Annotated in this window: 17 protein-coding genes; 5 read left to right on the top strand and 12 right to left on the bottom strand. The window is 75.3% G+C overall.

The genetic code is table 11. From position 1 onward, the window contains the following. Positions 1-21: 21 nt before the first annotated feature. The 5 genes from M6G08_RS03250 to M6G08_RS03230 form a co-directional block, all read right to left on the bottom strand. Positions 22-1,071 carry a rod shape-determining protein gene (locus M6G08_RS03250; RefSeq protein ID WP_272585676.1) on the bottom strand — a complete coding sequence of 350 codons (1,050 nt, stop codon included), beginning with the start codon at positions 1,069-1,071 and terminating at the stop codon, positions 22-24. A 133-nt stretch (positions 1,072-1,204) separates the two neighbouring features. Next, positions 1,205-5,155, bottom strand: a complete 3,951-nt coding sequence (locus M6G08_RS03245; protein ID WP_272585675.1) for an SAV_2336 N-terminal domain-related protein — start codon at positions 5,153-5,155, stop codon at positions 1,205-1,207. Then, positions 5,155-6,180 (bottom strand): AAA family ATPase, encoded by a 1,026-nt coding sequence (locus M6G08_RS03240; RefSeq protein WP_272585674.1) that lies wholly within the window; start codon positions 6,178-6,180, stop codon positions 5,155-5,157. Before M6G08_RS03240 ends, M6G08_RS03245 begins: the two co-directional genes overlap by 1 nt. Before the next feature lie 118 nt (positions 6,181-6,298). Next, entirely contained in the window at positions 6,299-7,960 is a 1,662-nt protein-coding gene (locus tag M6G08_RS03235) for a VMAP-C domain-containing protein (RefSeq protein ID WP_272585673.1), read from the bottom strand. Then, on the bottom strand, positions 7,957-8,343 hold the full coding sequence (locus M6G08_RS03230; RefSeq protein ID WP_272591242.1) for a CU044_2847 family protein: 387 nt from the start codon (positions 8,341-8,343) through the stop codon (positions 7,957-7,959). The genes M6G08_RS03235 and M6G08_RS03230 overlap by 4 nt, the downstream gene beginning before the upstream one ends. A 226-nt stretch (positions 8,344-8,569) precedes the next feature. Here M6G08_RS03230 and M6G08_RS03225 point away from each other — a divergent pair, with 226 nt between their 5' ends. Further along, positions 8,570-12,244 carry a S8 family serine peptidase gene (locus M6G08_RS03225; RefSeq protein ID WP_272585672.1) on the top strand — a complete coding sequence of 1,225 codons (3,675 nt, stop codon included), beginning with the start codon at positions 8,570-8,572 and terminating at the stop codon, positions 12,242-12,244. Between the two features lie 258 nt (positions 12,245-12,502). On the opposite strand, the gene M6G08_RS03220 is transcribed toward M6G08_RS03225, so the two are convergent. From M6G08_RS03220 to M6G08_RS03210, 3 genes are read right to left on the bottom strand one after another with little or no spacing between them, the layout of a single operon-like run. Then, positions 12,503-13,867 (bottom strand): carboxyl transferase domain-containing protein, encoded by a 1,365-nt coding sequence (locus M6G08_RS03220; protein ID WP_272585671.1) that lies wholly within the window; start codon positions 13,865-13,867, stop codon positions 12,503-12,505. Then, the gene (locus tag M6G08_RS03215; RefSeq protein WP_272585670.1) at positions 13,860-15,317 is read right to left on the bottom strand and encodes an acyl-CoA synthetase; all 1,458 of its coding nucleotides are present in this window, start codon (positions 15,315-15,317) and stop codon (positions 13,860-13,862) included. Before M6G08_RS03215 ends, M6G08_RS03220 begins: the two co-directional genes overlap by 8 nt. Before the next feature lie 58 nt (positions 15,318-15,375). Next, the gene (locus tag M6G08_RS03210; RefSeq protein ID WP_272585669.1) at positions 15,376-16,755 is read right to left on the bottom strand and encodes an SLC13 family permease; all 1,380 of its coding nucleotides are present in this window, start codon (positions 16,753-16,755) and stop codon (positions 15,376-15,378) included. A gap of 196 nt (positions 16,756-16,951) precedes the next feature. On the opposite strand from M6G08_RS03210, the gene M6G08_RS03205 reads away from it, so the two are divergent. Next, entirely contained in the window at positions 16,952-17,659 is a 708-nt protein-coding gene (locus tag M6G08_RS03205; protein WP_272585668.1) for a FadR/GntR family transcriptional regulator, read from the top strand. Positions 17,660-17,663: 4 nt separating this feature from the next. Then, positions 17,664-18,533 carry an ATP-grasp domain-containing protein gene (locus M6G08_RS03200; protein ID WP_272585666.1) on the top strand — a complete coding sequence of 290 codons (870 nt, stop codon included), beginning with the start codon at positions 17,664-17,666 and terminating at the stop codon, positions 18,531-18,533. Here the strand turns inward: M6G08_RS03200 and M6G08_RS03195 are convergent. Then, positions 18,530-19,123 carry a hypothetical protein gene (locus M6G08_RS03195; protein WP_272585665.1) on the bottom strand — a complete coding sequence of 198 codons (594 nt, stop codon included), beginning with the start codon at positions 19,121-19,123 and terminating at the stop codon, positions 18,530-18,532. The two genes, M6G08_RS03200 and M6G08_RS03195, sit on opposite strands and share 4 nt — an antisense overlap. A 136-nt stretch (positions 19,124-19,259) precedes the next feature. On the opposite strand from M6G08_RS03195, the gene M6G08_RS03190 reads away from it, so the two are divergent. Both M6G08_RS03190 and M6G08_RS03185 read left to right on the top strand, forming a co-directional pair. Beyond that, positions 19,260-20,033 (top strand): IclR family transcriptional regulator, encoded by a 774-nt coding sequence (locus tag M6G08_RS03190; protein ID WP_272585664.1) that lies wholly within the window; start codon positions 19,260-19,262, stop codon positions 20,031-20,033. Then, entirely contained in the window at positions 20,030-20,911 is an 882-nt protein-coding gene (locus M6G08_RS03185; protein WP_272585663.1) for an SMP-30/gluconolactonase/LRE family protein, read from the top strand. Before M6G08_RS03190 ends, M6G08_RS03185 begins: the two co-directional genes overlap by 4 nt. Positions 20,912-21,576: 665 nt before the next feature. On the opposite strand, the gene M6G08_RS03180 is transcribed toward M6G08_RS03185, so the two are convergent. From M6G08_RS03180 to M6G08_RS03170, 3 genes are read right to left on the bottom strand one after another with little or no spacing between them, the layout of a single operon-like run. Next, positions 21,577-22,971, bottom strand: coding sequence for an FAD-dependent oxidoreductase (locus M6G08_RS03180; protein WP_272585662.1), 1,395 nt, complete (start codon positions 22,969-22,971; stop codon positions 21,577-21,579). Then, entirely contained in the window at positions 22,968-24,194 is a 1,227-nt protein-coding gene (locus M6G08_RS03175) for an MAB_1171c family putative transporter (protein WP_272585661.1), read from the bottom strand. Before M6G08_RS03175 ends, M6G08_RS03180 begins: the two co-directional genes overlap by 4 nt. Beyond that, a complete protein-coding gene (locus tag M6G08_RS03170; RefSeq protein WP_272585660.1) occupies positions 24,191-24,793 on the bottom strand; it encodes a toxin-antitoxin system, toxin component family protein in 603 nt (200 codons plus the stop codon). The genes M6G08_RS03175 and M6G08_RS03170 overlap by 4 nt, the downstream gene beginning before the upstream one ends. Positions 24,794-24,993 lie beyond the last annotated feature (200 nt).

Raw genomic sequence — 24,993 nt, 5'->3', positions numbered from 1 at the left:
CTCCGTGCTCCCGCGCCGCCCTCAGTCCGCCGACGTCGGGTGCAGCGCCAGCGGCTCGATGCGGCCCTCCAGCATGGTGCCGAGGCCCTGGACCGCGCACACGTCGGGGCGTTCCGCGATGTGCACCGGCATGCCGGTCGCCTGACGCAGCATCTGGTCGAAGCCGGGGAGCAGCGCGCTGCCGCCGACCATCATGATCCCGCGGTCGGCGAGGTCCGCGACCAGGTCCGGCGGGCAGTCGCGCAGCACCTTGCCGATCCCGTCGAGCACGCCCGTCAGCGGCGTCTGGATGGCGTTGCGGACGGCGGCGGTGTCGACCCGCACACTGCGCGCCAGCCCGGTCGCCACGTCCCGGCCGTGGATCTCGGTGGACGCCGGGCCCTGCGGGGTCAGCCCGTTGCCGGACAGGGCGACCTGGAGCGGGCGCACTGACTGGCTGGGCAGCACCAGTTCGTGCTGGTGGCGCAGGAGCTGCACGATCGCGTGGTCGACGGCCTCACCGCCGACCGGGATGCGCTCCGCGGTCACGATCGAGCCGAGGGAGAGCACCGCGACCTGCGTGGCGTGCGCACCGCACACCATGATCATCGTCGCCTCGGGCTGTTCCACCGGCAGCCCGCAGCCGACCGCCGCGGCGATCAGCGTGTCGACGAGCTCCACCCGGCGCGCGCCCAGCCCGACCAGCGTCTCGATCGCCGCCCGCTGGGAGAGGGGGTCCGCGTCGTGCGGGGTGCACACGGCGGCGCGCAGCCGGGGCTTGCGACGCAGTGCGCGGCGGATCTTGTCGCCGAGCAGGTGCCGCAGCATCCGCTGGGCCATCTCGATGTCGACGACCGTGCCGCCGGACACGGGCCGCACGACGCGGATGTAGCCCGGGGTGCGGCCCGTCATCTTCTCCGCGAACTCACCGACCGCGATGAGTGCGCCGGTGCGGGTGTTGACCGCGGCGGCGGACGGCTGGTCGACGACGAGCCCGGCACCCTTCACGTACACGCGGGTCCGCGCCGCGCCCAGGTCGACGGCGAAGTGGCAGCGGCGCAGCGCCTCCAGGCTGGCGGTACTGGCGGTCATGGCGGATCCTCCCGAGAGCGCGGACCGTGCGGGGCCGGCGGGTGGCCGGCCTCCTTGGCATCGTGCGCGGGGCAGGGGACGGGCGCGCCTTGGAGGGGGCCGGGCGGGGGGCCGCCGAACGGGGGGTGCGCGGTCAGTGGCGGGCCGGCGCCGCGGGTTCCCCGGCGGCGGCCCGCCCGACCGGCCGGTACCAGCCGGTGTCGTCGCTCAGCGGCCGGAAGGTGTCCGGAGCGAAGGCGGGGCCGTTCTGCCCTTCCTCGTACACCTCGTCGTAGTAGAGGGAGTCCGAGAGGGCGATGAGCGCCTGGGCGCCGGTGGTGTCCAGGGCGTCGCGGACCGACCGGGGGTCGGCCCGGAAGACCTGCTCCTCGCCGCCGTCGAGCCGGAACTCCACCTGCCAGAACTCCGCCAGCAGCCGCGGACCGCCCAGGTGCGCCAGCAGGCCGGGCAGACCCTCGACGGTCGCCCGCAGGAGGGGGGAGGCTTCGACCCGCGGCGCCAGCAGCACGAGCAGGTCGCCCGCCCGGTCGTCCAGGAGCTGGTACGCGTCACCGTGCAGTCCGCTGTCCGCGAGCAGGTCGGTGACGACGCGGTGCAGGGCCGCGCGGGTCGCGCCGCCCGGGGGGCCGTCGGGGAAGGCGTAGCGGGCGCAGTCGTGGAAGTCGGTGTCGATGCCGGCGTCGTCGTCCGTGTGGTCCGTGTGGTCCGCGTCGTACGCGTCGTCCGCCGTGTGTTCCGCCCCGGGGCCCCACGCGCCCCCCGCCATGGCCCCCGCCGGTTCTCCCACCGGGATGTCCCACATATCCACGGGGAAGCGGGAAGCGTCGGTCTCCGTCCCCCCGGCCCGTACGGTGATCTCCTCGGTGGCCTCCGCCTCCTGCTCGGTGGGGCGGTCCTCCTCGCCCTCGCCCAGCAGCGGCGTCCACAGACCGTCCTCCGTGGGGAAGGGGCCCTCCGGGAGTTCGTCCGGCGCGGACACGACGGTCTCCGGTCCGTCCGGTCCCGCCGTCCCCTCGTACTCCTCCCACGGGGCGTCGTCCGCCGGCCCGGCGTGCTCCTCGCGCAGTTCCCGGCCCAGTGCCACCAGCGCCGGACTCCTCCCGCCGGACAGCTCGTACTCCCCGTACACCTCCAGCGCCTCCTCGACCCGGCCCTGGCGGCGCAGTGCGATCAGGTACAGGCGGCGGAAGTCCTCCCGGTGCGGGTGCGCGCGCAGCAGGCCGGCCAGGTCGCCGGCGGCCCGGTCGTACTCGCCCAGGGCCAGGTCGAGTTCGGCCCGCTTGGTGTGCAGGGCGAGGCAAAGCCGCGTGAGGCGGGTGCGGGCGGTGCGTGCGCCGGGGCCGGGCACGTCCGCCAGGGGTTCCGTACCGCGCCACAGCGCCAGCGCCGCGGTGACGTGGTCGCGGGCCTCGGCGAGCGCGCCCGCCAGCCGCGCCGCGTCGGCCCGGCGCACCAGCTCGTCGCAGTGCACGACGTCCACGTGGTCGCAGCTGGTGTGCAGGGCGTAGCCGTGGGCGGACGTCGCCAGTACGCCCGGACCCAGCAGGGCGGCCAGCTCCCCGGCCGCCCTGGTCACCTCGGCCCGGGGGTCGCGCGGCTCGTCGCCCGGGTCCCACAGCCCCCACCGCAGCTCCTCGTGCGTCACCGTGCGGCCGTGCTTGAGCAGCAGCGTGGCGAGCAGCGCGCGGACGGCGAACGGCAGCGTGGGGGAGCCGTCCGGGAGGTCGACCCGCAGCGGGCCCAGGGCGCCGTACCGGCGCGGCTGGTACGCCTCCCGGGCCCTGACCGGCAGCTCCGGGTGGGCGAGCAGGTCCCGGCCCCGGACCTGGGTCTCCAGCGACGGGAACATCAGCTGGTCGAAGGCGTGCGCGTAGTGGATGCGCAGGACCTCGGGCAGCCGGTCCAGGCGGCGGGACTCGATGGGGACGGTCAGGCGCGAGGTCCCCGACGTCAGCGGCAGCAGGACGTCGCACAGGGCCCGCAGATCCTCGGAGCGCCCGGCGGGGCCCGAGGTGCGGCCCGGTTCGAAGAGGCTGAGCCGGGCCGTGCCGTCCGGGAGCAGGACCACCCGGGACGCCTCCAGGCCGCCGTGCGTGACGCCCGCCTCGTGCAGGGCGGCGAGGGCCCGGGCGAGCTGCGCCCCGACCGACACCGTCAGCGGCGGCGGCAGCCGCCGGCCGTTGGACCGGGCGAGCGCGTTCAGGGCGATGCCGTCGAGGTGCTCCATGACGACGTACGGGACGTCGTCCTCGACGCCGCCGTCGAGGACGGTCACCACGTTCGGGTGGGCGAACTCCGTCAGACGGCGCGCGTTGCTCAGGAACGCCCGGCGCGCGGCGGCGTCGGGAAGGGGATCGTGCAGCCGCACCGCCACGGTCCGGCCGGTCCCGGCGTCCTCGGCCAGCCACATCCTCCCGGCCGGTGTGAGCCGCCGCACCGGCCGGTAACGGGTGCGCAGCCCGGGCGGGAAGGGCGAGGGCCCCGGCGGGCGCGGCGGCGTGGACAGCTGCCGTGCGCTCTCCTGGCTGATCGCCGCGAACGACCCCTTCCCGTCGGCCCGTTCGGTGCCGTCCCGGGAGGGGATCAGCGCACGGAACTCGCCGGGCGAGCGTCCGGCCCGCTCGTCGATCAGACCGCCGGTCCGCAGCAGCAGCTCGTGGGTGCGGGCGCGCGCGGTGCGGGGCAGACCGCGCAGGAGCAGCTCGCGTACGCCGGGGCGGAACTCGTAGGAACCGGGCGGCCCGGGGACGGTGGTGAGCAGACCGCTGAGGATGACCTCGGCCAGGTGGCTCGGGAGCGGGTCCGGCTCCACGGCCGCCTGCACCAGCCGCATCACCGGCAGGTCCGGACGCCCGAGCGCGAGGTGGCCGGCGAGCCGGAAGGCCTGCGGGGAGGCACCCGCGCGAAAGCGCAGGACCAGCTCCTCGGCGGACAGCCGCGCGACGTCGGCGCGGTCGTCGGCGTCGGCGGGCAGGGGGCGGTGCAGTACGGCCGCCGCGCCCGGGTAGCGGGTGCCGCCCGGACTCGCCACCAGCGACGCCCAGTTCGCCAGCCACTCGGGGCCCGGCTCCAGCACCGGCACGCGCACCGCGCCCCGGGGGGCCCGGGGCGCGGTGCCGTCGTACGGGGTGAAGTCGAGCGCGGCGCTGGGCGCGGCCCGGTGCGGGGCGGACAGCAGGCCGGGCACCGGCGGCAGCGCGGTGTCCCGCCACAGCTGTTCGGGCAGCGGCTGGAGGACGGCGAGGGGGGTGCGGTGCGCCCAGCGGCGCAGGGTGGCGAACCACCGGGTGCCGGCCGGGCCCTCGCGCCACTGCGGTCCCATGCAGTCGCTGATCAGCAGGGTGACCGTGCGGCCGTCGGCGGGCGCCTGGGCGCCGTCGCCGGGGACCGTGCCGTCGGCCTCCGCGCGGTGCAGGGTGACCGTGCGGAAGACGCCCGACTGGGCGAGCGCGGCGTGCAGTTCCCGCACCAGGGGCTGCCAGACGGGCATCGTGGGGCCCGCGTCGTGCACCAGGTTCAGCCGCAGCCACCGCTCCCGCACGGGGCGCAGCACCGGCAGCCACCACGCGGGTCCGGCACCGAGCCGGGCGATGCGGTCGGCGGTCGCGGCCTCGTCCACCTCCCGGCCCACCGGGGCGTCGGCACGGCGCTTGAGCGGGCGCAGCGACCGCTGGAGCGCCAGGGGGTGGCGCAGCATCGGCGGGGCGGGCGCCAGCAGGGCGCTGTGCGGTTCGGCCGCCGCCGTGCCCGGGGCGGGGGCCGGTGAGGGCAGGCGCAGGGGGCTGCGGGGGGCGGTCGGCTCGGGCGCGGGAGGGGTCACGGTCGGACGGTCCCGCCGCCGCGGCTCCCGGGGACGGTCGGCCGCCGGCGGTACGGGGGCGGGCCCGGGCGGCGGCTCGGGCGCCACGGGTTCCGTACCGGCCGACGGGCCCGGCGGGTTCTGCTCCGGGTTCTCCATGTGCCCCGCCAGCCACAGGAGCTCCGCCAGCTCCAGCGGGGTCGGGCGGGGGCCCGAGGACGCCCGGCCGAGGAGGTCGGCGAGGCGGGGCAGGGGGCCCGGCGGGCCGGGGCGGTCGGCGGGCATCAGAAGGCGTCGGGCTGCGGGGAGCGGCCCAGGTACGGCATCAGCCGCTCCGCCAGCTCGTCCAGCGAGTCGGTGCCCAGGCCGGAGGAGCGGGCCAGGTAGATGGCGTTGAGGAGCTGGTCGGTGGCGAGTTCCCCGCTGCCCACGCGGGACAGGAAGCGGTCGATCAGCTTCTGGGCGTATGCGTCGGGCTCGCCCAGGTGGGCGCGGACGATCTCGGCGAGGTGGGCGTCGTCGGGCTGCCGCAGCCGCAGCGAGACGCAGCGGCGCAGGAAGGCGGGCGGGAACTCGCGCTCGCCGTTGCTGGTCAGGACGACGAACGGGAAGGCCCGGCAGCGGACCCGGCCGCGCTCGACCGGCACCCGCCGGTCGGTGCCGTCGATCAGCACCTCGGCGCGTCCGCCCGGGGTGTCCCGCGAGGCGCGCACGAGTTCGGGGATCTCGTACTGGCCCTCCTCCAGGACGTGCAGCAGGTCGTTGGGCAGGTCGAGGTCGCTCTTGTCGATCTCGTCGATGAGCAGGGCGCGCGGACGGGCGTAGGGGAGGAGGGCGGTGCCGAGCGGGCCGAGGCGCAGGTGGTCCTCGATACCCGTGCCGCCGGCCGTGCCGCCGGGGCGTTCGGCGTCCTGGCGCGCCGCGTACAGGCGGGAGAGCGGGTCGTAGGCGTAGAGGCCGTCGTGGAGGGTGCTGCGGCTGGTGATGTTCCACCTGAGGACCGGGCCGAGCCGCAGCTCGCGCGCCACCGCGTAGGCGAGGGACGACTTCCCGGTGCCGGGCGGGCCGGTGACCAGCAGCGGGCGCCGCAGGTACAGGGCCGCGTTGACCAACTGCACCGTGTGCTCGGTGGCCTGGTAGGTCGCGGCCCGGTGCGCGCGGTCGGGGGAGGTGGCCGGGGCGTCGCCGTCGTCGTCCGGCGGGTCGAGCACGGGGTGGCCGTCGAAGGCGCGCCAGGGCGGGGGCGGGGGCAGCCTGGTGATGCCGTCGTGCGGGTCCGGCGCGCCGGTGTAGACGGGCCACAGGGGCATGGTTCTTCTCTCCGAGCGGTCGGTACGGCGGGTGGTTCCTGGGGGTCGGGGGGTCGGGGGGGGCGGGGGTTCGGGGTTCGGAGGTCCGGGGGCCCGGGTCTTTTCGGGGCGGGCGGCCTCAGGCGACGGGTGAGTGGAGCAGGGCGGCGGGTTCGGCGAAGCAGCGGGGGTCGTCCCACAGCAGCTGGAGGTCCCTCGCCCAGTGCCCGTCCGGATCGTCGGCCGCGTCCGCCGTCTCGCGCAGCTCCATCACCAGGCGGGGGAGTTCGGAGGGCGGGACCCCCGCCACGGACACGGCGAGTTCGTCGAGGAACGCGGTGCCGGAGCAGTCGCCGTCGTGCCCGTCGCCGGGGCAGCCCGCGCGCGGCCACAGCAGTACGGGCACGGGCAGGTTGAGGCCGACCTCGAAGTGCTCCCGGGCCGTCGTGGGCGGCGCGGCGAAACCGGCCAGTTCCGCGTCGTCCCGCAGCCGCCTGCGCAGTCCGGCCGGCCGCTCCGGGGTGCCGCAGTCGACGCGGTGCAGCGTGCCGCCCGGGCTGACGGCGAGCTTGCGCCACCGCTTGCGCAGCTGGTGGCGCAGCCGTCCGCTGCGGTGGCGGTACCGGTCGGTGACGACCAGCGGGTAGGCGCAGCCGAGCGGGGTGGGATCGTCCTCGCTGCACGCCCAGTGCGCGACCGGTTCGTTCAGCCACTCGCGCGGCAGGACGAAGGTGAGCAGTTCCTCGGCGCCGGGGTCGAGCTGGGTGAACGCCTCGTCGATGCGTTCCTGCACGAAGGCCCGCACCGCGCTGCGGGCCATCCGGCGCGAGGCCACGGGGCGGCGCTGCCCGTCCCGGTAGGCGGACACCTCGACGGTGACCTGGTCGGCGCCGGCGCCGCTGTGGTCGATCTCCACGACGATGGGCGACCACGTCGCGGGACGCGGCGGCGCGGACCGCCCTTCCGCCAGCCGCCGCTCCAGCCGGTCGGCGAATCGGGCCACGGCGTCCGGCTCCGTCACCTCCCACTGGACGTAGGCGGCGGCCTGGCGCAGGGAGGCGAAACCGCCCTGCGGGGGCGGTGGGGCGAAGGCGTCCATGGCGGAGACGTACAGCCGGTTCGGATCGCAGGCCAGGCCCGTCTCCTCGGCCCGGCGCACCAGCGCGTACAGCCGCCGGCGCGCGTCCGGCCGGTGCCCGGGGGTGGGGACCAGTTCGCCGAGCTCTGGCCAGTAGCGCGCCATGACCTCGACCGGCAGCATCCGCCCGACGCGCACGTCCCTGGCGCCCGCGACCGCGGAGACCATGCCGACGACCGTCCCGTCGGCCAGCGTCACCGCCGCCCCGCTGAACCCGGCCGCCAGCGGCTGCCCGTGCCCCGTCAGCGCCTCCAGCTGGACCCACTCGTCCGAGATGAGCGGGCCCGGCAGGGCACGGTAGGAGGCGAGCATGCCCTCGTCGTACCCCTTCGGGAAGCCGTAGGCGACCAGCTCGGGTGCGGGCGCGGTCCGTTCCGCGCCGGGGCGGGCGAAGACGGCCGGGGCGAGCGGCACTTCGCGCTCCAGCTCGAGTACGACCAGGTCGCCCCGGTCGGCGGCGCCGCCCCGCCAGCCGCCGTGCACGGCGACCGTCGCGGACAGCTCGCCCAGCCCCCGGTGGCCCGGGAAGGTCACCGTGACCGGGGCGTCCTCGCTCCACCTGACGACATGGGCGCAGGTGAGCAGCCGGCGCCCCGAGACGAGGAACCCGGCGCCGACCTCCTTGCCGCACTCGACGCGGGCGTGCCACGCGGCACCGCTCATGACCGGCCGGCGGCGTCCGGCCCACCGGCGTCCCGCAAGCCCCCGGGGCCACCTCCGGAATCCTCCGCGGGCCGGGGCGACCAGCTCAGCCGCACGACCAGATGCCCCTCGGCCGCGCCCTTCGCGATGACCGCGCCGGTCTCCGCGGTCAGCCTGACCCCGAACTCCAGCTCCACCGAGTCGGGTCTGAGCGAGCCGTCCCGGAACACCCGCAGCGCGGACGCGGCGGCGGCCCGCACGCCCTCCAGGGACCCCTCGAAGGTGCGGGCCGCCCGGGCCGGACCGTCGCCGCGCGAGACCAGCCGCGCGCCGTCCTCGTCCTCGACGCCCTCGACGACCACCAGCGCACCGTCCTCGGTGCTGAACTCGACCAACCGGTCCATGACGCCGTTCGCTCCCCGTTCGCCGTGCGTACCCGTGCGGAACCTCATTGTGACGGACGGTACTTGACGGTGTCCCGCTCGCCGCCGCCGGTGCCGAGCGGGGCTGGCGGAAACCCGCCAGGGCGCCAAACCGCCACCCTTGGTCAACTCACCAGCCCCGCAAGCCCCCTGAGACTGCTCTCAGCACTCGTCACAGCACTCTACGACGACACGAAGAGAGACGTGGATGAGCACAGGACCAGTCAGACGCGGGGCGACCCTCCTGTCGGCGGGGCTCGTGATCGCGCTGCTGCCGGCCGGAGCGGCGGCGGCGCAGGAGCCGCCCGGAGCGGCGGCCGGCCGCACCCAGGCCGCCGACGCCCGCACCGAGGCCCGTGAAGGCGCCGCCCGTGACGGCACCCGCACCGTCACCCTCGTCACCGGCGACCGGGTGACCGTCGGCGACCTCGGCGGTGGCCGGAAGACCGTCACGGTCGAGCGGCCGAAGGGCGCCACCGGCGCGGTGCACACCCGCAGCAGCGACGGGCGCATGCTGGTCGTGCCCGACGAGGCGCTGCCCCACCTGCGCGACGGCAGCCTCGACGAACGGCTCTTCGACGTCGGGGCGCTGCTGGAGCAGGGGCTCGCCGACACCGAGACCGGCGAACTGCCGCTGATCGTGACCTACGAGAAGGGCGCGCGGGCCGCCGTCCTGAAGGGGGCCGAGCGGACGCGGTCGCTGCCCAGCGTGCGCGGGGCCGCCGTCGATGCGGACAAGGGGCGTACGTTCTGGCGGGAATTCACCCGTCGGGGCTCCGCCGTCGACGCCGTGTGGCTCGACGGGCGGGTCACCGCCACCATGGCCGAGTCCAACACCCAGATCGGCACGCCCGAGGCCTGGGAGGCCGGGCTCACCGGCGAGGGCGTCACCGTCGCCGTGCTGGACAGCGGCGTGGACGCCGGCCACCCCGACCTGGCGGGCCGCGTCGCCGAGAGCCGCAGCTTCATACCGGGCGAGGAGGTCGCCGACCGGCACGGCCACGGCACGCACGTCGCCTCCACCGTCGGCGGCAGCGGCGCGGCCTCCGACGGCAAGGAGAAGGGCGTCGCGCCCGGCGCCACCCTCGCCGTCGGCAAGGTCCTGTCCGACGAGGGCTTCGGCAGTGAGTCCGAGATCATCGCGGGCATGGAGTGGGCGGCCCGGGACGTGGACGCCGACATCGTCTCCATGAGCCTCGGCTCCACCGAGCCCAGCGACGGCACCGACCCGATGGCGCAGGCCGTCAACACCCTGTCCGCCGAGACCGGCGCGCTGTTCGTGATCGCGGCGGGCAACACCGGCGCCCCGTCCTCCATCGGCTCGCCCGCCGCCGCCGACGCCGCGCTGACCGTGGGCGCCGTCGACTCCGCCGACCGGGCCGCCTGGTTCACCAGCGCCGGCCCCCGGTACGGGGACAACGCCCTCAAGCCCGACCTGTCCGCCCCGGGCGTCGGCATCCTCGCCGCCCGCTCCCGGCTCGCCGAGGGCAGCGGCGACTACACCTCCATGGACGGTACGTCGATGGCGACGCCGCACGTCTCCGGTGTGGCCGCCCTGCTCGCCCAGCGGCACCCCGACTGGAGCGGCGCGCAGCTCAAGAGCGCGCTGATGTCCACCTCGAAGCAACTCGACGCCTCCGCCTACCGACTGGGCGCCGGCCGGGTCAGCGTGCCGGACGCCATCGGCGCCGAGGTCACCGCCACCGGAAGCGCCGACCTGGGCTTCCACTCCTGGCCCTACGACGCCAACAAGCCGGTCACCCGAACCGTCACCTACACCAACTCCTCCGACACCGACGTCGAGTTGAAGCTGTCCGTGCAGGGCGCCCCGGACGGCGTCGCCACCCTCGCCGACACCACCCTCACCGTGCCCGCCCGCGGCACCGCCGCCACCACCGTGACCGGCGACGGCGCCAAGGCCCCGGTCGGGCAGACCAGCGGCCGGATCGTGGCGACCGGCGCGGACGGCACGCCCGTCGCGCACACGGCGTTCGGACTGGTGAAGGAGGAGGAGCGGTACACGCTCACCGTCCACGTCAAGGACCGCGACGGTGCCGCCACCGCCGCCGACCTGACCGTCCAGCGCCTCGCCGAGGGCGTCGACCCCTTCCCCGCGCACGTCGGCGACTCCGGCACCCTAGAACTGCGCCTCGTGCCGGGGACGTACAGCCTGACCTCCTTCCTCGACGTGCGCGGCAGCCACGGCGCCGACTCGCTCGGACTCGGCTTCCTCGCCGCCCCCGAGGTCGTCGTCGACCGGGACCGCGAGATCACCCTCGACGGCCGTGAGCTGCGCGAGATCAGCGCCGACGTCCGCGAGCGCACCGAGACCCGGCAGCTGATCATGGAGTTCGACCGCAGCGCGAACGGCTCCGACCTGTTCGGCGCGGTGCAGGTTCCCCTGACCTACGACAGCGTCTTCGCCGCGCCCACCGGCGAGAAGGTCACCGAGGGCGGTTTCGAGTACCGGACGGTGTGGCGGCTCGGCAAGCCGCTGCTGGAGGTCCGGGGGATCGGTGACGCCGCCGTCCAGTCGGGCGGCACCCTGATCGAGGGCCGCACCCGACTGTCGCTGACCGACGTCGGGGACGGGCCCTTCCCCGAGGGCGTGCGGGGCGAGGCGGTCCTCGCCGAGCTGACCGGGGACACCGAGCCGGCGGCGCTGGCGCGGGCCGCGCAGGACGCGGGCGTGAAGGCGCTGTTCGTCACCGACGACACCCCCGGGCGGCTGATGTCCTGGTGGGGCACGGACGACAACGCCGACCGGCCGCTGCAGATCGCCACGGTGAGCGCGGCCGACGCCGAGCGGCTGCGGGACGCCGGGCGCGTCGACATGACCGGGACGCGCAACACGCCGTACACCTACGACCTCTCCGAGGGCCATCGCGGCGCCGTGCCCGACCGGGACCTCACCTATGAGCCGGGCCGCCGCGACCTGGCCACCCTGCGGGCCAGGTACCACGCGGCCGAGCCCGCGGGCGGCGGCGAGTTCCGGTACTCCATCACCGACACCTTCCCGATCGGCCTCGGCTTCAAGGAGCGGATCGACTTCCCGGCCGAGCGCACCGAGTACGTGTCGACCGGGCCCGGCCAGCTGTGGCACGAGTCCGTGACGACCGCCGACGGCGCGCTGGAGCAGCGGTCGGGCACGGTCCGGTACGAGGGCGGCTCGCGTACCGGCCTGGACTGGTTCAAGCCGGTGTGGCACCCCTACCTCGGCACCGGTCTCGGCTGGGGCCAGCAGCGGGCCGGCAACCAGCTCAAGCTGAACGCGCCGGGCTGGGGCGACTCCGGCCCCGACCACACCGGCTTCGGCGACGTGTGGAGCGAGGGCAGCGGGATGACGCAGACGACGTCCGTGTACCTGGACGGCGAACTGGTCGACCAGGGCCCGTCTTCCGCCGCGTACGTCTGGGACGCGCCGGCCGACGAGCGCACGTACAGGCTCGTCACCGAGACCGCGCTCGACGCCGGGCGCTGGTCGCCGGCGACCGAGGGCCGCGCGGAGTGGACCTTCCGCTCGGCGGCCACGCCGGAGGACCGCTGGACCTACCTCCCGTTGATCAACCTCTCCTTCGACGTGGACACCGACCTCGCGGGGAAGGTGCGCGGCGGGAAGAAGCTGCGGGTCGGGATCGGCGCCGAGCACGTGGCCGGTGCCCCGGACGCCGGGACGATCGACGGCGGAAAGCTGGAGGTGTCGTACGACGACGGGAAGACCTGGCAGCAGGTCGGGCTGCGCGGCGGTGACGGGGAGGCGTCCTGGCACGGGACGCTGAGGGTGCCCCGCGACGCGGAGCACGTCTCGCTGCGGGCCTCGGCGAGCGACGACCGGGGCGGCTCGGTCACGCAGGAGATCGTGCGGGCCGTGGCCGTGCGCTGACACGCGGACGGCGCCGCCTCCCTGGGACGGGGTGGCGGCGCCGCCTGGTTTCTCGGACCGTCAGACCAGCCAGCCGACGAAGTGGACGAGACCGGCGAGGATGTCGGTGAGAAGGTTCATGATCGTGCAGCTCCTTGCGCTGTGCTGTGTGGGACCTACTGCTAGGACCTACTGCTACTTGGGACATGTGCGTCAACTACGGTCTGCAGCCCGTCGCTTGCACACCGTAAGTATCGTTGGTCGCTGCAGTCACATGCGTCATTCCGATCGACGATCACCTGTTCCAGGGAACAACTGATCGCCTGTTCGGATCACTCCCAGCTCCGCCAAGTCCTGTGTCCGCAGGCGCAGTTGCCCGGCCGTCGCCTCGGTCTCCTCCGGTCCCCGCTTCAGGATCGCCGCCGCGAGCTCCGGCGCGATGACGGAGAAGTAGCTGTCCGGCGTGGCCCAGGTGCGGCCGGGCGCGGCCAGCGCCAGCGCCCCGCCCGAGCCGCCCTCGCCGATCAGCAGCGTCGTCACCGGCGTCGTCACCGACGCCAGCGCGGCGAACAGGTCGGCGATCGCCGGGCCCGCGCCCTGCCGCTCCGCCTCCGCGTCGGCCGCCGCGCCCGGGGTGTCCACCAGGGTCAGCACCGGGACGCCGAGCCGGTCCGCGAGCCGGACCAGCCGGGCGGCGGTGCGGTAGCCGGCGGGACGCGTCGCCGTCCCGGTCTGGGCGGCGTACGCCACCGTCCGGCCCGCGTGCTCGCCGAAGCCGCAGAGCACGCCGTCCGGGTCGGTGCCGCCGCAGCGGTCGCCGGACAGGGCCACGCGGTGGGTGAAGTAGGCGTCCAGGTACGCCCCGGCGCGCGGGCGTTCGGGCGACCGGGCCCGCCGGACCGCGTCCCAGCCGCTCACCGGCAGGTCCCGCGCCCCCAGCGGCTCCGGCACGGGCGCCGGTTCCGCCGACGGCGTCGTCAGCAGCCGCAGCCACCGCCCCAGCGTCGCGCGCAGCTCCCCGGCCGGCACCACCGCGTCCGCGCTGCCCGCCGCCACCTGCGCCTCGGCCGTGTACGCCGCCGGGTCGGCGTCCGGCGGCCGGACCCGGGACCCGGCGAAACCGACCTGGGCGCCGGGCAGCGCGAGGACCACGTCGGCTCCCGCCCCCAGCGTCGCCCAGCCGCCGCCGGTGGCCGGGTCGCGCAGTACGGCGATCTGCGGCAGCCCGGCCTCCCGGGTGAGCGCCGACTGCCGGGCCACCCGCTGGAGCTGGGTCAGCGCGAGCATCCCCTCCTGCATCCGGCTGCCGCCGGTCGCCACCAACGGCACCACCGGCAGCCGGTGTTCACGGGCGTACGTGTACGCGGCCTCCAGCCGGTCGCCGGTGCGCCGGCCGAGCGAGCCGCCGAGGAAGCCGAACTCGAAGGCGAGCAGTACGGCCGGGGTGCCCTCGACGCGGCCGGTGCCGCAGACCACGGACTCCTCCTCGCCGGTGCGCTCGGCGGCGCGGGCGCGGGAGGCGTCGTAGCCGTGCCAGCCGAGGGGGCCGTCGGGCGGCTCCGGCCGGGAGGGCGGGTGGGGGAGTTCACGGAAGTCGTCCGTGACGAGGGCGAGGAACGCGCGTGCGGACAGCCGGTCAGCCATGGGTCAGCGCCCGCTTCATGATCTTCCCCATGTCGTTGCGGGGCAGCGCGTCCACGTGCCGCACGACACGGGGCCGCTTGTGCGGGGCCAGCCGCCCGGCGACGTGGTCGGCCAGTGTCCGGAGGGCGGGCGGTGAGGCCGGATCGGCGGGTACGATCCACGCCACGATCCGCTCGCCCAGGTCCGGGTCGGGCTCCCCGGTGACGGCGGCCTCCCGCACCGCCGGGTGTTCGAGGAGCGCGTTCTCGATCTCCCCGGCCCCGATCTTGTATCCGCCGCTCTTGATCAGGTCGGTGGCCTTGCGGCCGACGATGCGGACATAGCCGTCGGGGTCGCGCACCGCCATGTCGCCGGTGCGGAAGAAGCCGTCGGGGGTGAAGGCGGCGGCGGTGGCGTCGGGGCGGTTCAGGTACTCGGTGAACAGGTTCGGGCCGCGCACCTGGATCTCGCCGACGCTCTCCCCGTCCAGGGCCGCGATCGGCGTGCCGTCCTCCTCCACCAGCCGCAGCTCGACGCCGGGCAGCGGCACGCCCACGGTCCCGGCGCGCGGCTCGCCGTCCGCCCGCACGCTGGTGTTCATCAGCGTCTCGGTCATGCCGTACCGCTCGATGACCCGCCGTCCGGTGGCGGCGGCGATCCGCTCGTGGTCGTGCACGGGCAGCGCGGCCGACCCGGAGACCAGCAGCCGGGCCCCGGCCAGCGCCTTCGCCAGCTCCGGGTCGCCGGGCAGCGACTCGGCGATCCGGTGGTACATCGTCGGTACGCCGAACAGCATCGTCGCGCCGTCGTTCAGCTCGCGGGCCGCGCCCTCGGTGGAGAACCTGCCCAGGTGCCGCACGGACCCGCCGCGCCGCAGCGGGCCGAGGACACCCAGCACCAGCCCGTGCACGTGGAACAGCGGCAGCCCCTGCACCAGCACGTCGTCGCCGGTCCACTGCCAGGCGTCGGCGAGCGCGTCCAGCGTCGTCGCCAGCGCGCGCCTCGGGATCACCGCGCCCTTGGGCGGGCCGGTGGTGCCGGAGGTGTAGACGACGAGGGCGGGGTCACCGTCCTCGGCGCGGTCCTCGGGGACGGGGCCGGTGGCGTGCGCGTCGACGTCGATCCGCTCCAGGGCGGCGAGCGCGGGCGGGAGTTCGGCGCCCGGGGGCGTGAGGACCAGCGACGGCCCGCTGTCGGACAGGATGTGCGCCAGTTCCTTGTCGCCGGACTTCGGGTTGAGCGGTACGGCGGGGACCCCGGCCAGCAGCGCCGCGACGACGGCGACGGCGGTCTCCATCGCCGGGGTCGCCCAGACGGCGACCCGGCCGGCCCCCCGGATGCGTCCGGCGGTGCCGCCCGCCGCGGCGGCCAGTTGCGCGTACGTCAGGGAGCGCTCGCCGAACCGCAGGGCGGGCCGGTCGGCCGCGGCGCCGGTCGGAGCCGGGGTCAGGGCCGGGAAGAGAGAGGACACGCGTCGTACTCCTTAGTCGTTTCGCTGCTGCTCGCGTTTGCCGGTTTCCTGCCTGGACCTACCCGAAGCCGGGCACGACCAGCACCAGCCACGCCAGCGCGGGCACGGCGGCCACCACGATGCCTCCGTAGATCATCAACTGCCGGAAGAACCGCTCGCGGTCGACGTCCGGGGCCGCGGCCAGCACCAGCGCGCCGTTCGTGGAGAACGGGCTGACGTCCACGACCGTCGCCGACACCGCTAGCGCCGCCACCATGCCGACCGCCCCGATCTCGCCCTGCGCGAGGAACGGCACCGCCAGCGGGATCAACGCGCCCATGATGCCCACGGAGGAGGCGAAGGCCGACACGATCGCGCCGATGTAGCACAGCAGCACGGCGGCCAGCAGCGGGACGCCGATCCCGCCGACGCCCTCACCGGCCCAGGTGATCGTGCCCATCTCCTCCAGCACACCGACGTACGTCAGGACACCGCAGATCAGCAGCACGGTGGACCAGGCGATCTCGCCGACCGCGCGGCGGCTGTCGTCCGGCCAGGCGGTGCTCAGCACGACGGCGAGGGTGACCGCGGTCAGACCCGCGTCCAGGTCGAAGCCGAGGACGGCCACGACGAGGGCGACCAGGGCGCCGAGGGTGGCGATCCGGGCGGGGCTGAGACGGGTGGCGCCGCCCGTGCCGTCGGTGTCCTGGCCGGGGCGGACGGCCACGGCGGTGGGGGCGGTTGTGGCGGGTCCGGACCCGGGCGCGGTGCCGGACCCGGTGCCGGTCGCGGTGGGCTCCGTGCCCAGGTCCGCCGCGCCCGCGCCGTCGTCCTCGGGCGCCACCGACCCCCGCGCCCACAGCTTGCGCCCGCCGAAGAGCACGAACAGCACGCTCGCGATGAGCAGGTTGGCGATCAGCGAGGCCAGGAAGAGGGTGACCTCGCTGCCCGGAAGGCCCTCGCGCTCCACGATGCCGTTGACGATGGAGCCGTAGATGCTGATCGGCGAGAAGCCGCCGGCCTGCGCCCCGTGCACCACCATCGTGCCCATCAGCAGCGGACTGATCGAGTACCGCGTGGCGAAGCTCAGCGCGACCGGCGCGACGATCGCCACCGCGGCCGGGCTCACCGCGCCGATCGCCGTCAGCGCGCCGGTCAGCGCGAACATCACCCACGGGATCAGCGCCACCCGCCCCCGCACCAGCCGGACGGCGGCGTGCACCAGCCAGTCGGTGGTGCCGTTGGCGCGGGCGATCGCGAACAGGTAGGTGACACCGACGAGGACGACGAACAGGTCGCCGGGGAAACCGGCGAAGATGCCGTCCGCGTCGAGGTCCGCGACGAGCGTGCCCACCCCGAAGGCGGCGGCGAAGGCGAGGGCGCCCATGTTGACGGAGCGGGTGGTGGCGATGACGAACACCACCACGAGGACGAGGATCGAGACGAGTTCGGGGGACATGCGGGGCTCCCGAGGACCAGCCTGACGAACAGGGGCCCGATTGGCAGAGTGGCTGAGCCACTTGGACGATGCTACGGGTCGACTGGTCGGTCAGCGTGGGCCCGCTCCGGGCCCGCGTCAAGGGGTCGCGCGCGAATTGGCTCAGCCACTCGGCCACAGACGGCCCGGTGTTACGCTCCCGGCGAGAGGGGGAACCGTGACCGACGCCTTGCGCCCCATGACCAGGCAGCGCTTGTACGAGCAGGTGCTGGAGCGGCTGCGCCAGTACGTCACCGACGGCGGCCTGCGGGCCGGCGACCGTCTTCCGCCCGAACGGGACCTCGCCCGGCGCCTCGGTGTCAGCCGGGCCTCGGTGAAGCAGGCGATCGTGGTCCTGGAGGTCCAGGGCCTGGTGGAGGCGCGGCACGGCGGCGGCACGTACCTGGTACGCGACAGCCTCGACGTCGAACCGTTCGAGGACATGGTCGAACGCCGGCGACGGCTTCCGGACGTCCTGGAGGCCCGCGAGGCGCTGGAGACCAAGCTCGCCGAACTGGCCGCCGAGCGCCGCACGGAGGACGACCTGGCGGCGATGCGGTCGGCGCTCGCGGTCATGGCCGAGGAGGTCGAGGAGGGCGGTCACGGCGTCGAGGGCGACCGCCTGTTCCACGCGGCGGTGACGGCCGCGGCACACAGCAGCCTGCTCGCGGAGTTCATGCGCTCCATCGCCCACCAGATCGCCGAGAGCCGCACCGAGTCCCTGCGCCAGCCCGGCCGCCCCGGCCGCTCGCTGGCCCAGCACCGGGCCATCCTCGACGCGATCGCCGAACGCCGCCCCGGGCAGGCCGCCGCCGCTATGCGCCGCCATGTCCGTACGGTCGCCAAGGTCCGACTGCTGGACTGGGACCCGGGAGAGGAACGATAGGACCATGCCACGAATAGCACTCGTCACCTGCCGCCCCGGCCCGCAGGTCAGCGACGACCGGGACCTGCCGGTGCTGGTGCGGGCCCTGGCGGACGCCGGGGCGACGGCGTCCGCCGAGGTCTGGGACGACGACGGCGTCGACTGGGGCGCCTTCGACCTCGCCGTCATCCGCTCGACCTGGGACTACAGCTGGCGGTCCGCCGAGTTCACGGCCTGGGCCGAACAGTGCGGGAAGCTGACGCGGCTGGCGAACCCGGCACCCGTCGTGCGCTGGAACACCGACAAGCGCTACCTGGGCGAACTCGCCGGCGCCGGCGTGCCCACCGTCCCCACGAGCTACGCGGCGCCCGGTGAGGCGCCCGTCCTGCCCGACGGCCACGAGTACGTCGTCAAGCCGGCCTCCGGCGCCGGGGCCCGCTTCGCCGCCCGCTACACCCCGGGCGAGCACGCCACCGCCCTGCGCCAGGTGGAGCGGATGCACGCCGAGGGCTTCACGGCGATGGTGCAGCCGTACGTGCGCGGCATCGACGCCACCGGGGAGCGGGCGCTGCAGTTCTTCGGCGGGCGACTGCTGCACGCCAGTCGCAAGGGCGCGGTCCTCGCGCCCGGGACGCCGTACGACGAGCGCAAGGTCGCGCACCCGGGCCTGGAGCCCTGGACGCCGACCGCGGCCGAACTCGCCGTCGCCGAACGCGCCCTGGCCGCCGTGCCGGACGTTCCCGAGCTGCTGTACGCCCGGGTCGACCTGGTGGACGGGGACGACGGGCGGCCGCGGGTGATGGAACTGGAGCTGGTGGAGCCGAACCTGTTCCTGTGGCTGCACGAGCGGTCGCTGCCGCGGGTGGTGGAGGCGGTGCTGGAGGCGGCTCGCTAGCGGCCTCGGACCGCCGTCCGCTGGAGCAGGCCCCAGGTGAACTCGGCGACGACCTCGTGCCGTTGCCCGTCCGCGTCCGGGGCGGTGAAGGCCAGGCCCCACCGGGTGGGGGCCGAGCCCTGGAGCGGGCGGGCGGGTGCGAAGGCGCGGGCCGCCTCGTCGACCGTGCAGGACCAGGGGGTGAGGTCGTCCAGGGTGCGCAGCTCCGGTCCCGGGGCGCCCGGGGCGCGGACCAGCCACTCGTTCCAGACCACGCCCTTGTCGGCGACGAGCACCTCGAAGCGCAGGTCGGGCCAGAGGGGGAGCGCCCACTGCCGGGCCTCGCACTCCAGGTCGCCGATCCGGCGGGGCGCCGCCGACTCGGGTTCGCCCAGGACGGAGCGGTACCGGGAGGCGGCCGAGCGGGAGTGCGGGGAGCGGAGCATCGCCTGCCAGCGGCGGTTGGCCTCCCGCATCTGAGCGATCGAGGCGCCCAGCTCGCGGCGGGCGTCCTCCACCGGGCCGGGATTGTGGTCGGCCATGCGGCGCAGCAGCACGAGCTGGAAGTCGCGCGGGGTGAACGGGCCGGAGGGCCGCTTTCCGGTGGGCATGGGTCCATCGTGGCCCATGGGGCGGAAGAGCACGCGGGCGCACGCCCATTGCCCCGGCAAACGCGATGTGAGTAGCCTGTGTTCGTTATTCCGATCGCCTGTTGAAATCTCGAACAACTTAGGGAGGGGGCCGGACGTGGGACGCCTCGTACCAGCCGTGACCCGGGCTCTCGACATACTCGAGCTCTTCCTCGACGGGGACGGCACGCTCTCCGCCCCCGACATCGTGCGCCGGCTCCAGCTGCCGCGCACCACCGTGCACGAGCTGGTCACCACGCTCGCCGCCCGCAAGTACATCGTCCCCGTGGCCGGGCAGCCCGGACGGTACCGGCTCGGTGTGCGCCCGTACCAGCTCGGCGCCCGCTACGCCGAGCACCTCGACCTCGCCGCCGAGGGCCAGCAGGTCGCCCGGTCCGTCGCCGAGACCTGCGACGAGACGGTGCACGTGGCGATCCTCGAGGACACCGACGTCATCTACATCGCCAAGGTCGACTCCACGCACGCGGTGCGCATGGTGTCGGCGGCCGGGCGGAAGCTGCCCGCCCACTGCACCTCCGTCGGCAAGATGCTGCTGGCCTCCCTCCCCGAGCCGGAGCTCGCCGCCCGCTTCCCGGACGGCACCGAACTGGCCGCGATGACGCCGAACAGCATCACCGACCCGGCCGCGCTGCGGGAGGCCCTGGCCGGCATCCGCGAGCGCGGCACCGCGGTGGAGAACCGCGAGTCCAACCCGGACGTCTCCTGCGTCGCCGCCCCGGTCCGCGACCGCACCGGCCGGGTCGTCGCCGCGCTGTCCATCTCCGTGCCCATGATCCGCTGGAGCGAGGACCGCCTCGGCGAGCTGGAGGAACTGGCCGTCAAGGGCGCCGCCGACCTGTCCGAGCGCCTCGGTCACCGGGGTGCGGAATGACGGGGGCGGGCAGGGGCCCGGGCACGGCCACGGCGTACGAGGTGGCGGTCCGGGCGGAGGCCGCCCTCGGCGAGGGACCCACCTGGGACCCGGCGACCGGCCGCCTCCTGTGGATCGACATCCTGAACTGCCGCGTCCACACCTACGACCCGGCGACCGGCCGGCGCACGGTGCGCCGCACCGAGCAGCACGTGGGCGCGGTCAAGCCCCGCGCGGGCGGCGGGCTCGTCCTCAACCTGCGGGACGGCATCGGCCTGCTCGACCCCGACGGCGCCTTCCGCTGGCTGCACCGGGAGACCGTCCCCGGCCGCCGCGCCAACGACGCCGCCGTCGCCCACGACGGCACGCTGTGGGCCGGCACCATGCGCTACGACGAGGCACCCGGCGGCGGCACGCTGTCCCGGATCACCGGGGACGGCACGGTGACGACGGTGCTGGACGACGTCGCGGTGAGCAACGGCACCGGCTGGAGCCCCGACGGGCGGCTGATGTACTACGTCGACACACCGACCCGCCGCATCGACGTCTTCGACGTCACCGCCCCCGACGGCCGGATCACGGGCCGCCGCCCGCTGGCCACGATCGAGGACGGCGCCGGCTTCCCCGACGGGCTGTGCGTCGACGCCGAGGGGTGCGTGTGGGTCGCCCTGTGGGACGGCGGTGCGGTACGCCGCTACACGCCGGCCGGCGACCTGGACCGGGTGATCCCCCTCCCCGTGCCGCGGGTCACGGCCTGCGCGTTCGGCGGTCCCGGCCTGAGCGACCTGTACATCACCACGGCCCGCGTCGGCCTCACCGCCCCGCATCCGCTGGCGGGTTCACTGCTGGTGGTGCCGGACGCGGGGCGGGGGGTGCCGCAGCCGGCGTTCGCGGGCTGAGCACGGGGCGCGGTCGCGCCGGTCCAGGGCGGCTGCGGCCGGTCTGGGGTGTGTGCTGCGGGTTCGAGGCCGTGTGCGACCGGTGCCGGAGGGTGTGCCGCCGGTCCGGGGCGTGTGCCGCCGGTCCGGGGCGTGTGCCGCCGGTCCGGGGCGTGCGTGGCGGGTTCGGGCTGTGTGTGGCTGGTTCCGGAGTCTGGGTGTGTGCCGCCGGTTCGGGCGCCGTGTGCCGCTGATTGCGGGGCGTGTGGCGGGTCGGGGGCGTGTACGGCGGGTTCGGGGCCGCGTGTGGCGGGTTCGGGCCGTGTGCGGCCGGTCCCGGAGCTTGGGCTGCCGGTTCGGGCGCCGTGTGCCGCGTTGTGGGGCGTGTGTGGCGGGTTCGGGGTGTGTGCGGCGGGTTCGGGCCGTGTGGTGGGTTGGGGCCGTGTGCGGCCGGTCCCGGAGCTTGGGCTGCCGGTTCGGGCGCCGTGTGCCGCGTTGTGGGGCGTGTGTGGCGGGTTCGGGGTGTGTGCGGCGGGTTCGGGCCGTGCGGCGGGTTCGGGCTGTGTGCGGCCGGTCCCGGAGCTTGGGCTGCCGGTTCGGGCACCGTGTGCCGCTGATGCGGGGCGTGGGAAAACCGGCCCCCGGGGCGTATGCGACCGGTCCGGGGGCGGGGACCGGGCGTACACCTAGAGCAGCCCGGCGGCCACGCGCTCGCGCTTCGTCAGCGGTGGGCCGCTCAGCTGCGGCTTGAGCGGGCCGGCCGCCGCGGCCACGAGTACCCGCGGCGCGAGCAGTACGTGCGCGCCCCGCTCCAGGGCCATCACGTCCGTCACCCGGCGGGCGACGCGCCCGTTGCCCGTGGCGGTGTACGCGAGCCGGCCGACGTAGGCCGCCGACAGTCGCTCCAGCAGCGACGGCCCGCCCTGTGCGGCGCCGGGGAAGAACACGTCCTGCCCGACGGCGAGTTCCCACGCGGCGCCCGCCGGGCGGGCCACCGCGCGCTGGGCCGACCGGGCCAGGTCCGGTGCGTCCCAGCCGGACCGGCCGAGCACCGAGCGGAGCGCCAGCGCGCCCTGCGCCGCCACCGACATCCCGTGCCCGTAGACCGGATTGAGGGCGGCCAGCGCGTCCCCGAGCACCACGAGGTTCTCCGGCCACACGGGCATGCGCTCGTAGTAGTGACGCCGGTTGGCCGTGGCCCGCGTGGCCGACACGCCGCCCAGCGGCTCCGCCCGCGCCAGCAGCTCGCCGATCAGCGGGTGCCGCAGCTCCTCGAGGGCGTACCGTTCGAAGTCCCCGGCGTCGGCGGACGGTTCGCCGCCGCGGGTGCCGAACAGCGTGACCAGCCACCGGCCGTCCTCGACGGGCAGCAGTACCCCGCCGCGTCCCGGCCCCGGGGACCGCGGGTCGGGCTGCACGTTGACCACCGGGAAGCCGTCGTGGGCATCCCGAGGTGCCCGGTACAGGCGGCTGGCGTACCGCACCCCCGCGTCGACCCGCCGTGTCTTCGGCGCGGCCAGCCCGAGTTCCGCCAGCCACCGGGGGGTGCGCGACGCACGCCCCGTGGCGTCGACGACCAGGCCGGCGGGCAGTGTGCGCACGCCTGCGCCCGCCACCCGTATCCGCACTCCCGTCACGGCGCCGCCCGAGCCGTCGAGCCCGACCGCCTCGGCGTCCTCGACGACCTCGATCCGCTCGTCGGCGCACACCAGCTCCCGCACGGTGGCGTCCAGCAGGTCGCGGGTGCACAGCAGCATCTGGTGGGACTCGTCCCACCGCCGGTACCAGCCCCGGGGGGAGAGCACCACCATGTCCGTGGTGACGGGCAGCCGGTGGGCCCCGGCCCGCCGGAGCCGGGCGGTGACGCCCGGTACGAGTCCCTCCAGTGCCCGTGTCCCGCCCGACCACAGCTGGTGGGCGTGCCGGGCCTGGGGCAGTCCCCGGCGCGGTCCGGGCCCTGCGGGCAGCGCGTCGCGCTCGACCACGGTGACCCGGCCCGCGTACGGCGCCAGGGCACGGGCGGCGAGCATGCCGGTGAGCGAGCCGCCGAGGACGACGGCTCCGGTGGTGCGATGGCTCATGTGCGGGCGCTCTCTGTGGGGGCGGCCGCACGGGCGCGTACCGCCTCGATCTCGTCGGGGCGCCGCAGCGCCCGGGACATGGACCCGATGTCGCGGAGGAGGTCCGTGCTGTCCACCTCGCCGGTGCCGTCCGCGCGTTCCGGCGCCCGCCGTCCGTGCTCCACGGCGTCCAGGACCACCACCGCGGCGGCCAGCGCCTTGGCCCGCTCCGGTGCGAAGCCGAGCGCGAGGGCCGCCTCGTACGACCGTCTGCGCCGCGCCTCGTCGATGTGCCGGGACAGGGGAAGCAGCGCGTCCCGGATGAACGTCTCGCGGCGGACGAGGCGCAGTTCCGGCGTGGAGCGCAGGACGAACGGCAGACCGGCGCCCTCCCCCGACCGCAGCAACTGGTACAGCGGCCGCAGTTCGCGGTGGGCGGCCCGGAGCAGCCGGCGTTCGTGCAGGTACTGGCCGGCGTGCGGGAGGATGAAGCCGAGGGCGATCACGATGGCGGACAGGCAGGCGACGGGCGGGGCCAGATCGGTGCTCAGCCAGTCCGCGTCGTGGCCCGTCCAGCGGGCCACGACGGCGGTGAGCTTGGCGGCGTCGAAGACCAGGTTCAGCGCGTAGCCGACGCCGAGGAACATCAGTCCCCAGCGCAGCCAGGCGTCGAGGCCGTCGGTGCGCACCCAGTTCCAGATGAGCCACGACGTGATCAGGACGGCCACGGTGTGGGCGAGCAGGTAGAGCACGATCTGCTCGCGCATGAAGGGTGTCGTGGCGTAGTACGTGTCCAGGTCCCGCAGGCGTTCCACGGGTGCGTCGGCGAGGGCGAACAGCGTCCACAGGGCGGCGATCACCCCCGAGTAGACGCCGACCACCCAGCGCACGGCGCGGCGGGTGGCCGCCGGGCGCTCCGACGGCCCGTTGCGCCAGGTGATGATCAGCAGCAGGCAGGAGCCGCAGAACGCGGTCAGCAGGGAGTACACCCACGGCGCCGAGATGTTGGTTACGCCCGTGACCCGGTTGGTCCAGGCGATGGTCGAGGGGGCGGCGAAGACGAACACCGCGCAGGCGAGCAGCAGCAGACCGCCGACCGCGCGCAGCAACGGGTCCCGCCAGAGCCGGACGACGGTGGGCAGTTTGATCGCGAACGCGGCCGTCAGGATCGCGGCCGGTATCCAGAAGGAGATGTACAACTCGCCGAGCACGCCGGCCGGTTCGAGCGCCGACACCGTCGTCACCGCGGCGCACCTCCCCGCCCGCGGTAGCCGAGCGACCTCTGGACCGGACTGGAGGGCCTGGTGCCGGTCCGCCCCGGCAGCAGCGGCCGGCAGGCGGCGGCGAGGCGGTGACCGAAGTCGTCGGCCTCGGCCTCGTCGTCCTGCCGGGAGCCGTCGCGGGCGGCCGCGGCCAGTGCCTCGTCCGTCCAGCCCGGCCGGTCGGCGAGGGCACGGACGGCGGTGGAGCCGGCGCCGTGGTGGTGGCGGTGCCCGGCGTGGAGGTGCCACAACTCGTGCCCGAGGATGACCAGTTGCTGCACCGCCTCGGCCCGCTCCTCGACGATGACCAGGTCGCGGTCGTGGAACTCCACCCACACCCCGGTGACCAGCAGTTCGTCCGGGAACCGTTCGAAGCGCAGCTCGACCGGTCGCCCGGCGCGGCGCGCGGCCATCTCGGCGCACAGCGTGTGGCACAGCTCCCGCACGTCGCGCGGCGCCCGGTCCCGTGCGCGGGCCGCTGCGGCGAGGTCGGCGGCCAGGGCGCCGGCGGAGCCGCCGCGCGAGCGTCTGAGTGCCGCGGCGGCCCGGACGGCCCGCCCGCGCGCGCCCGCGAGGTTCATGTATCCCCCTTCTCCCGGCCGGTCCGAAGCCCTCCGAGGTTACGCGTCCGGGTCTGTCCGCGTCATGTGATCGAGGGACATCTGTTCAACGCGGAACGACTCCCGGTCGTGGAAAGTCGTGCGCGACCCATTGACGCGCCCGTCGTGCCACCTTACGGTCCCGTTCGAAGTTACGAGCGTCATCCGAAATATCGAACAGC

The organism is Streptomyces sp. M92, assembly GCF_028473745.1.
GTDB lineage: Bacteria > Actinomycetota > Actinomycetes > Streptomycetales > Streptomycetaceae > Streptomyces.
The sequence above is the reverse complement of the archived record's forward strand: the minus strand, read 5'-3'. Positions and strand labels throughout refer to the sequence as shown.

Coding starts and splice junctions, on each gene's coding strand:
- M6G08_RS03220 (WP_272585671.1), bottom strand. CDS start 13,867: ATGGCTGACCGGCTGTCCGCACGCGCGTTCCTCGCCCTCGTCACGGAC.
- M6G08_RS03195 (WP_272585665.1), bottom strand. CDS start 19,123: ATGCCCACCGGAAAGCGGCCCTCCGGCCCGTTCACCCCGCGCGACTTC.
- M6G08_RS03170 (WP_272585660.1), bottom strand. CDS start 24,793: ATGAACCTCGCGGGCGCGCGCGGGCGGGCCGTCCGGGCCGCCGCGGCA.
- M6G08_RS03245 (WP_272585675.1), bottom strand. CDS start 5,155: ATGCCCGCCGACCGCCCCGGCCCGCCGGGCCCCCTGCCCCGCCTCGCC.
- M6G08_RS03250 (WP_272585676.1), bottom strand. CDS start 1,071: ATGACCGCCAGTACCGCCAGCCTGGAGGCGCTGCGCCGCTGCCACTTC.
- M6G08_RS03225 (WP_272585672.1), top strand. CDS start 8,570: ATGAGCACAGGACCAGTCAGACGCGGGGCGACCCTCCTGTCGGCGGGG.
- M6G08_RS03185 (WP_272585663.1), top strand. CDS start 20,030: ATGACGGGGGCGGGCAGGGGCCCGGGCACGGCCACGGCGTACGAGGTG.
- M6G08_RS03235 (WP_272585673.1), bottom strand. CDS start 7,960: ATGAGCGGTGCCGCGTGGCACGCCCGCGTCGAGTGCGGCAAGGAGGTC.
- M6G08_RS03210 (WP_272585669.1), bottom strand. CDS start 16,755: ATGTCCCCCGAACTCGTCTCGATCCTCGTCCTCGTGGTGGTGTTCGTC.
- M6G08_RS03240 (WP_272585674.1), bottom strand. CDS start 6,180: ATGCCCCTGTGGCCCGTCTACACCGGCGCGCCGGACCCGCACGACGGC.
- M6G08_RS03180 (WP_272585662.1), bottom strand. CDS start 22,971: ATGAGCCATCGCACCACCGGAGCCGTCGTCCTCGGCGGCTCGCTCACC.
- M6G08_RS03230 (WP_272591242.1), bottom strand. CDS start 8,343: ATGGACCGGTTGGTCGAGTTCAGCACCGAGGACGGTGCGCTGGTGGTC.
- M6G08_RS03200 (WP_272585666.1), top strand. CDS start 17,664: ATGCCACGAATAGCACTCGTCACCTGCCGCCCCGGCCCGCAGGTCAGC.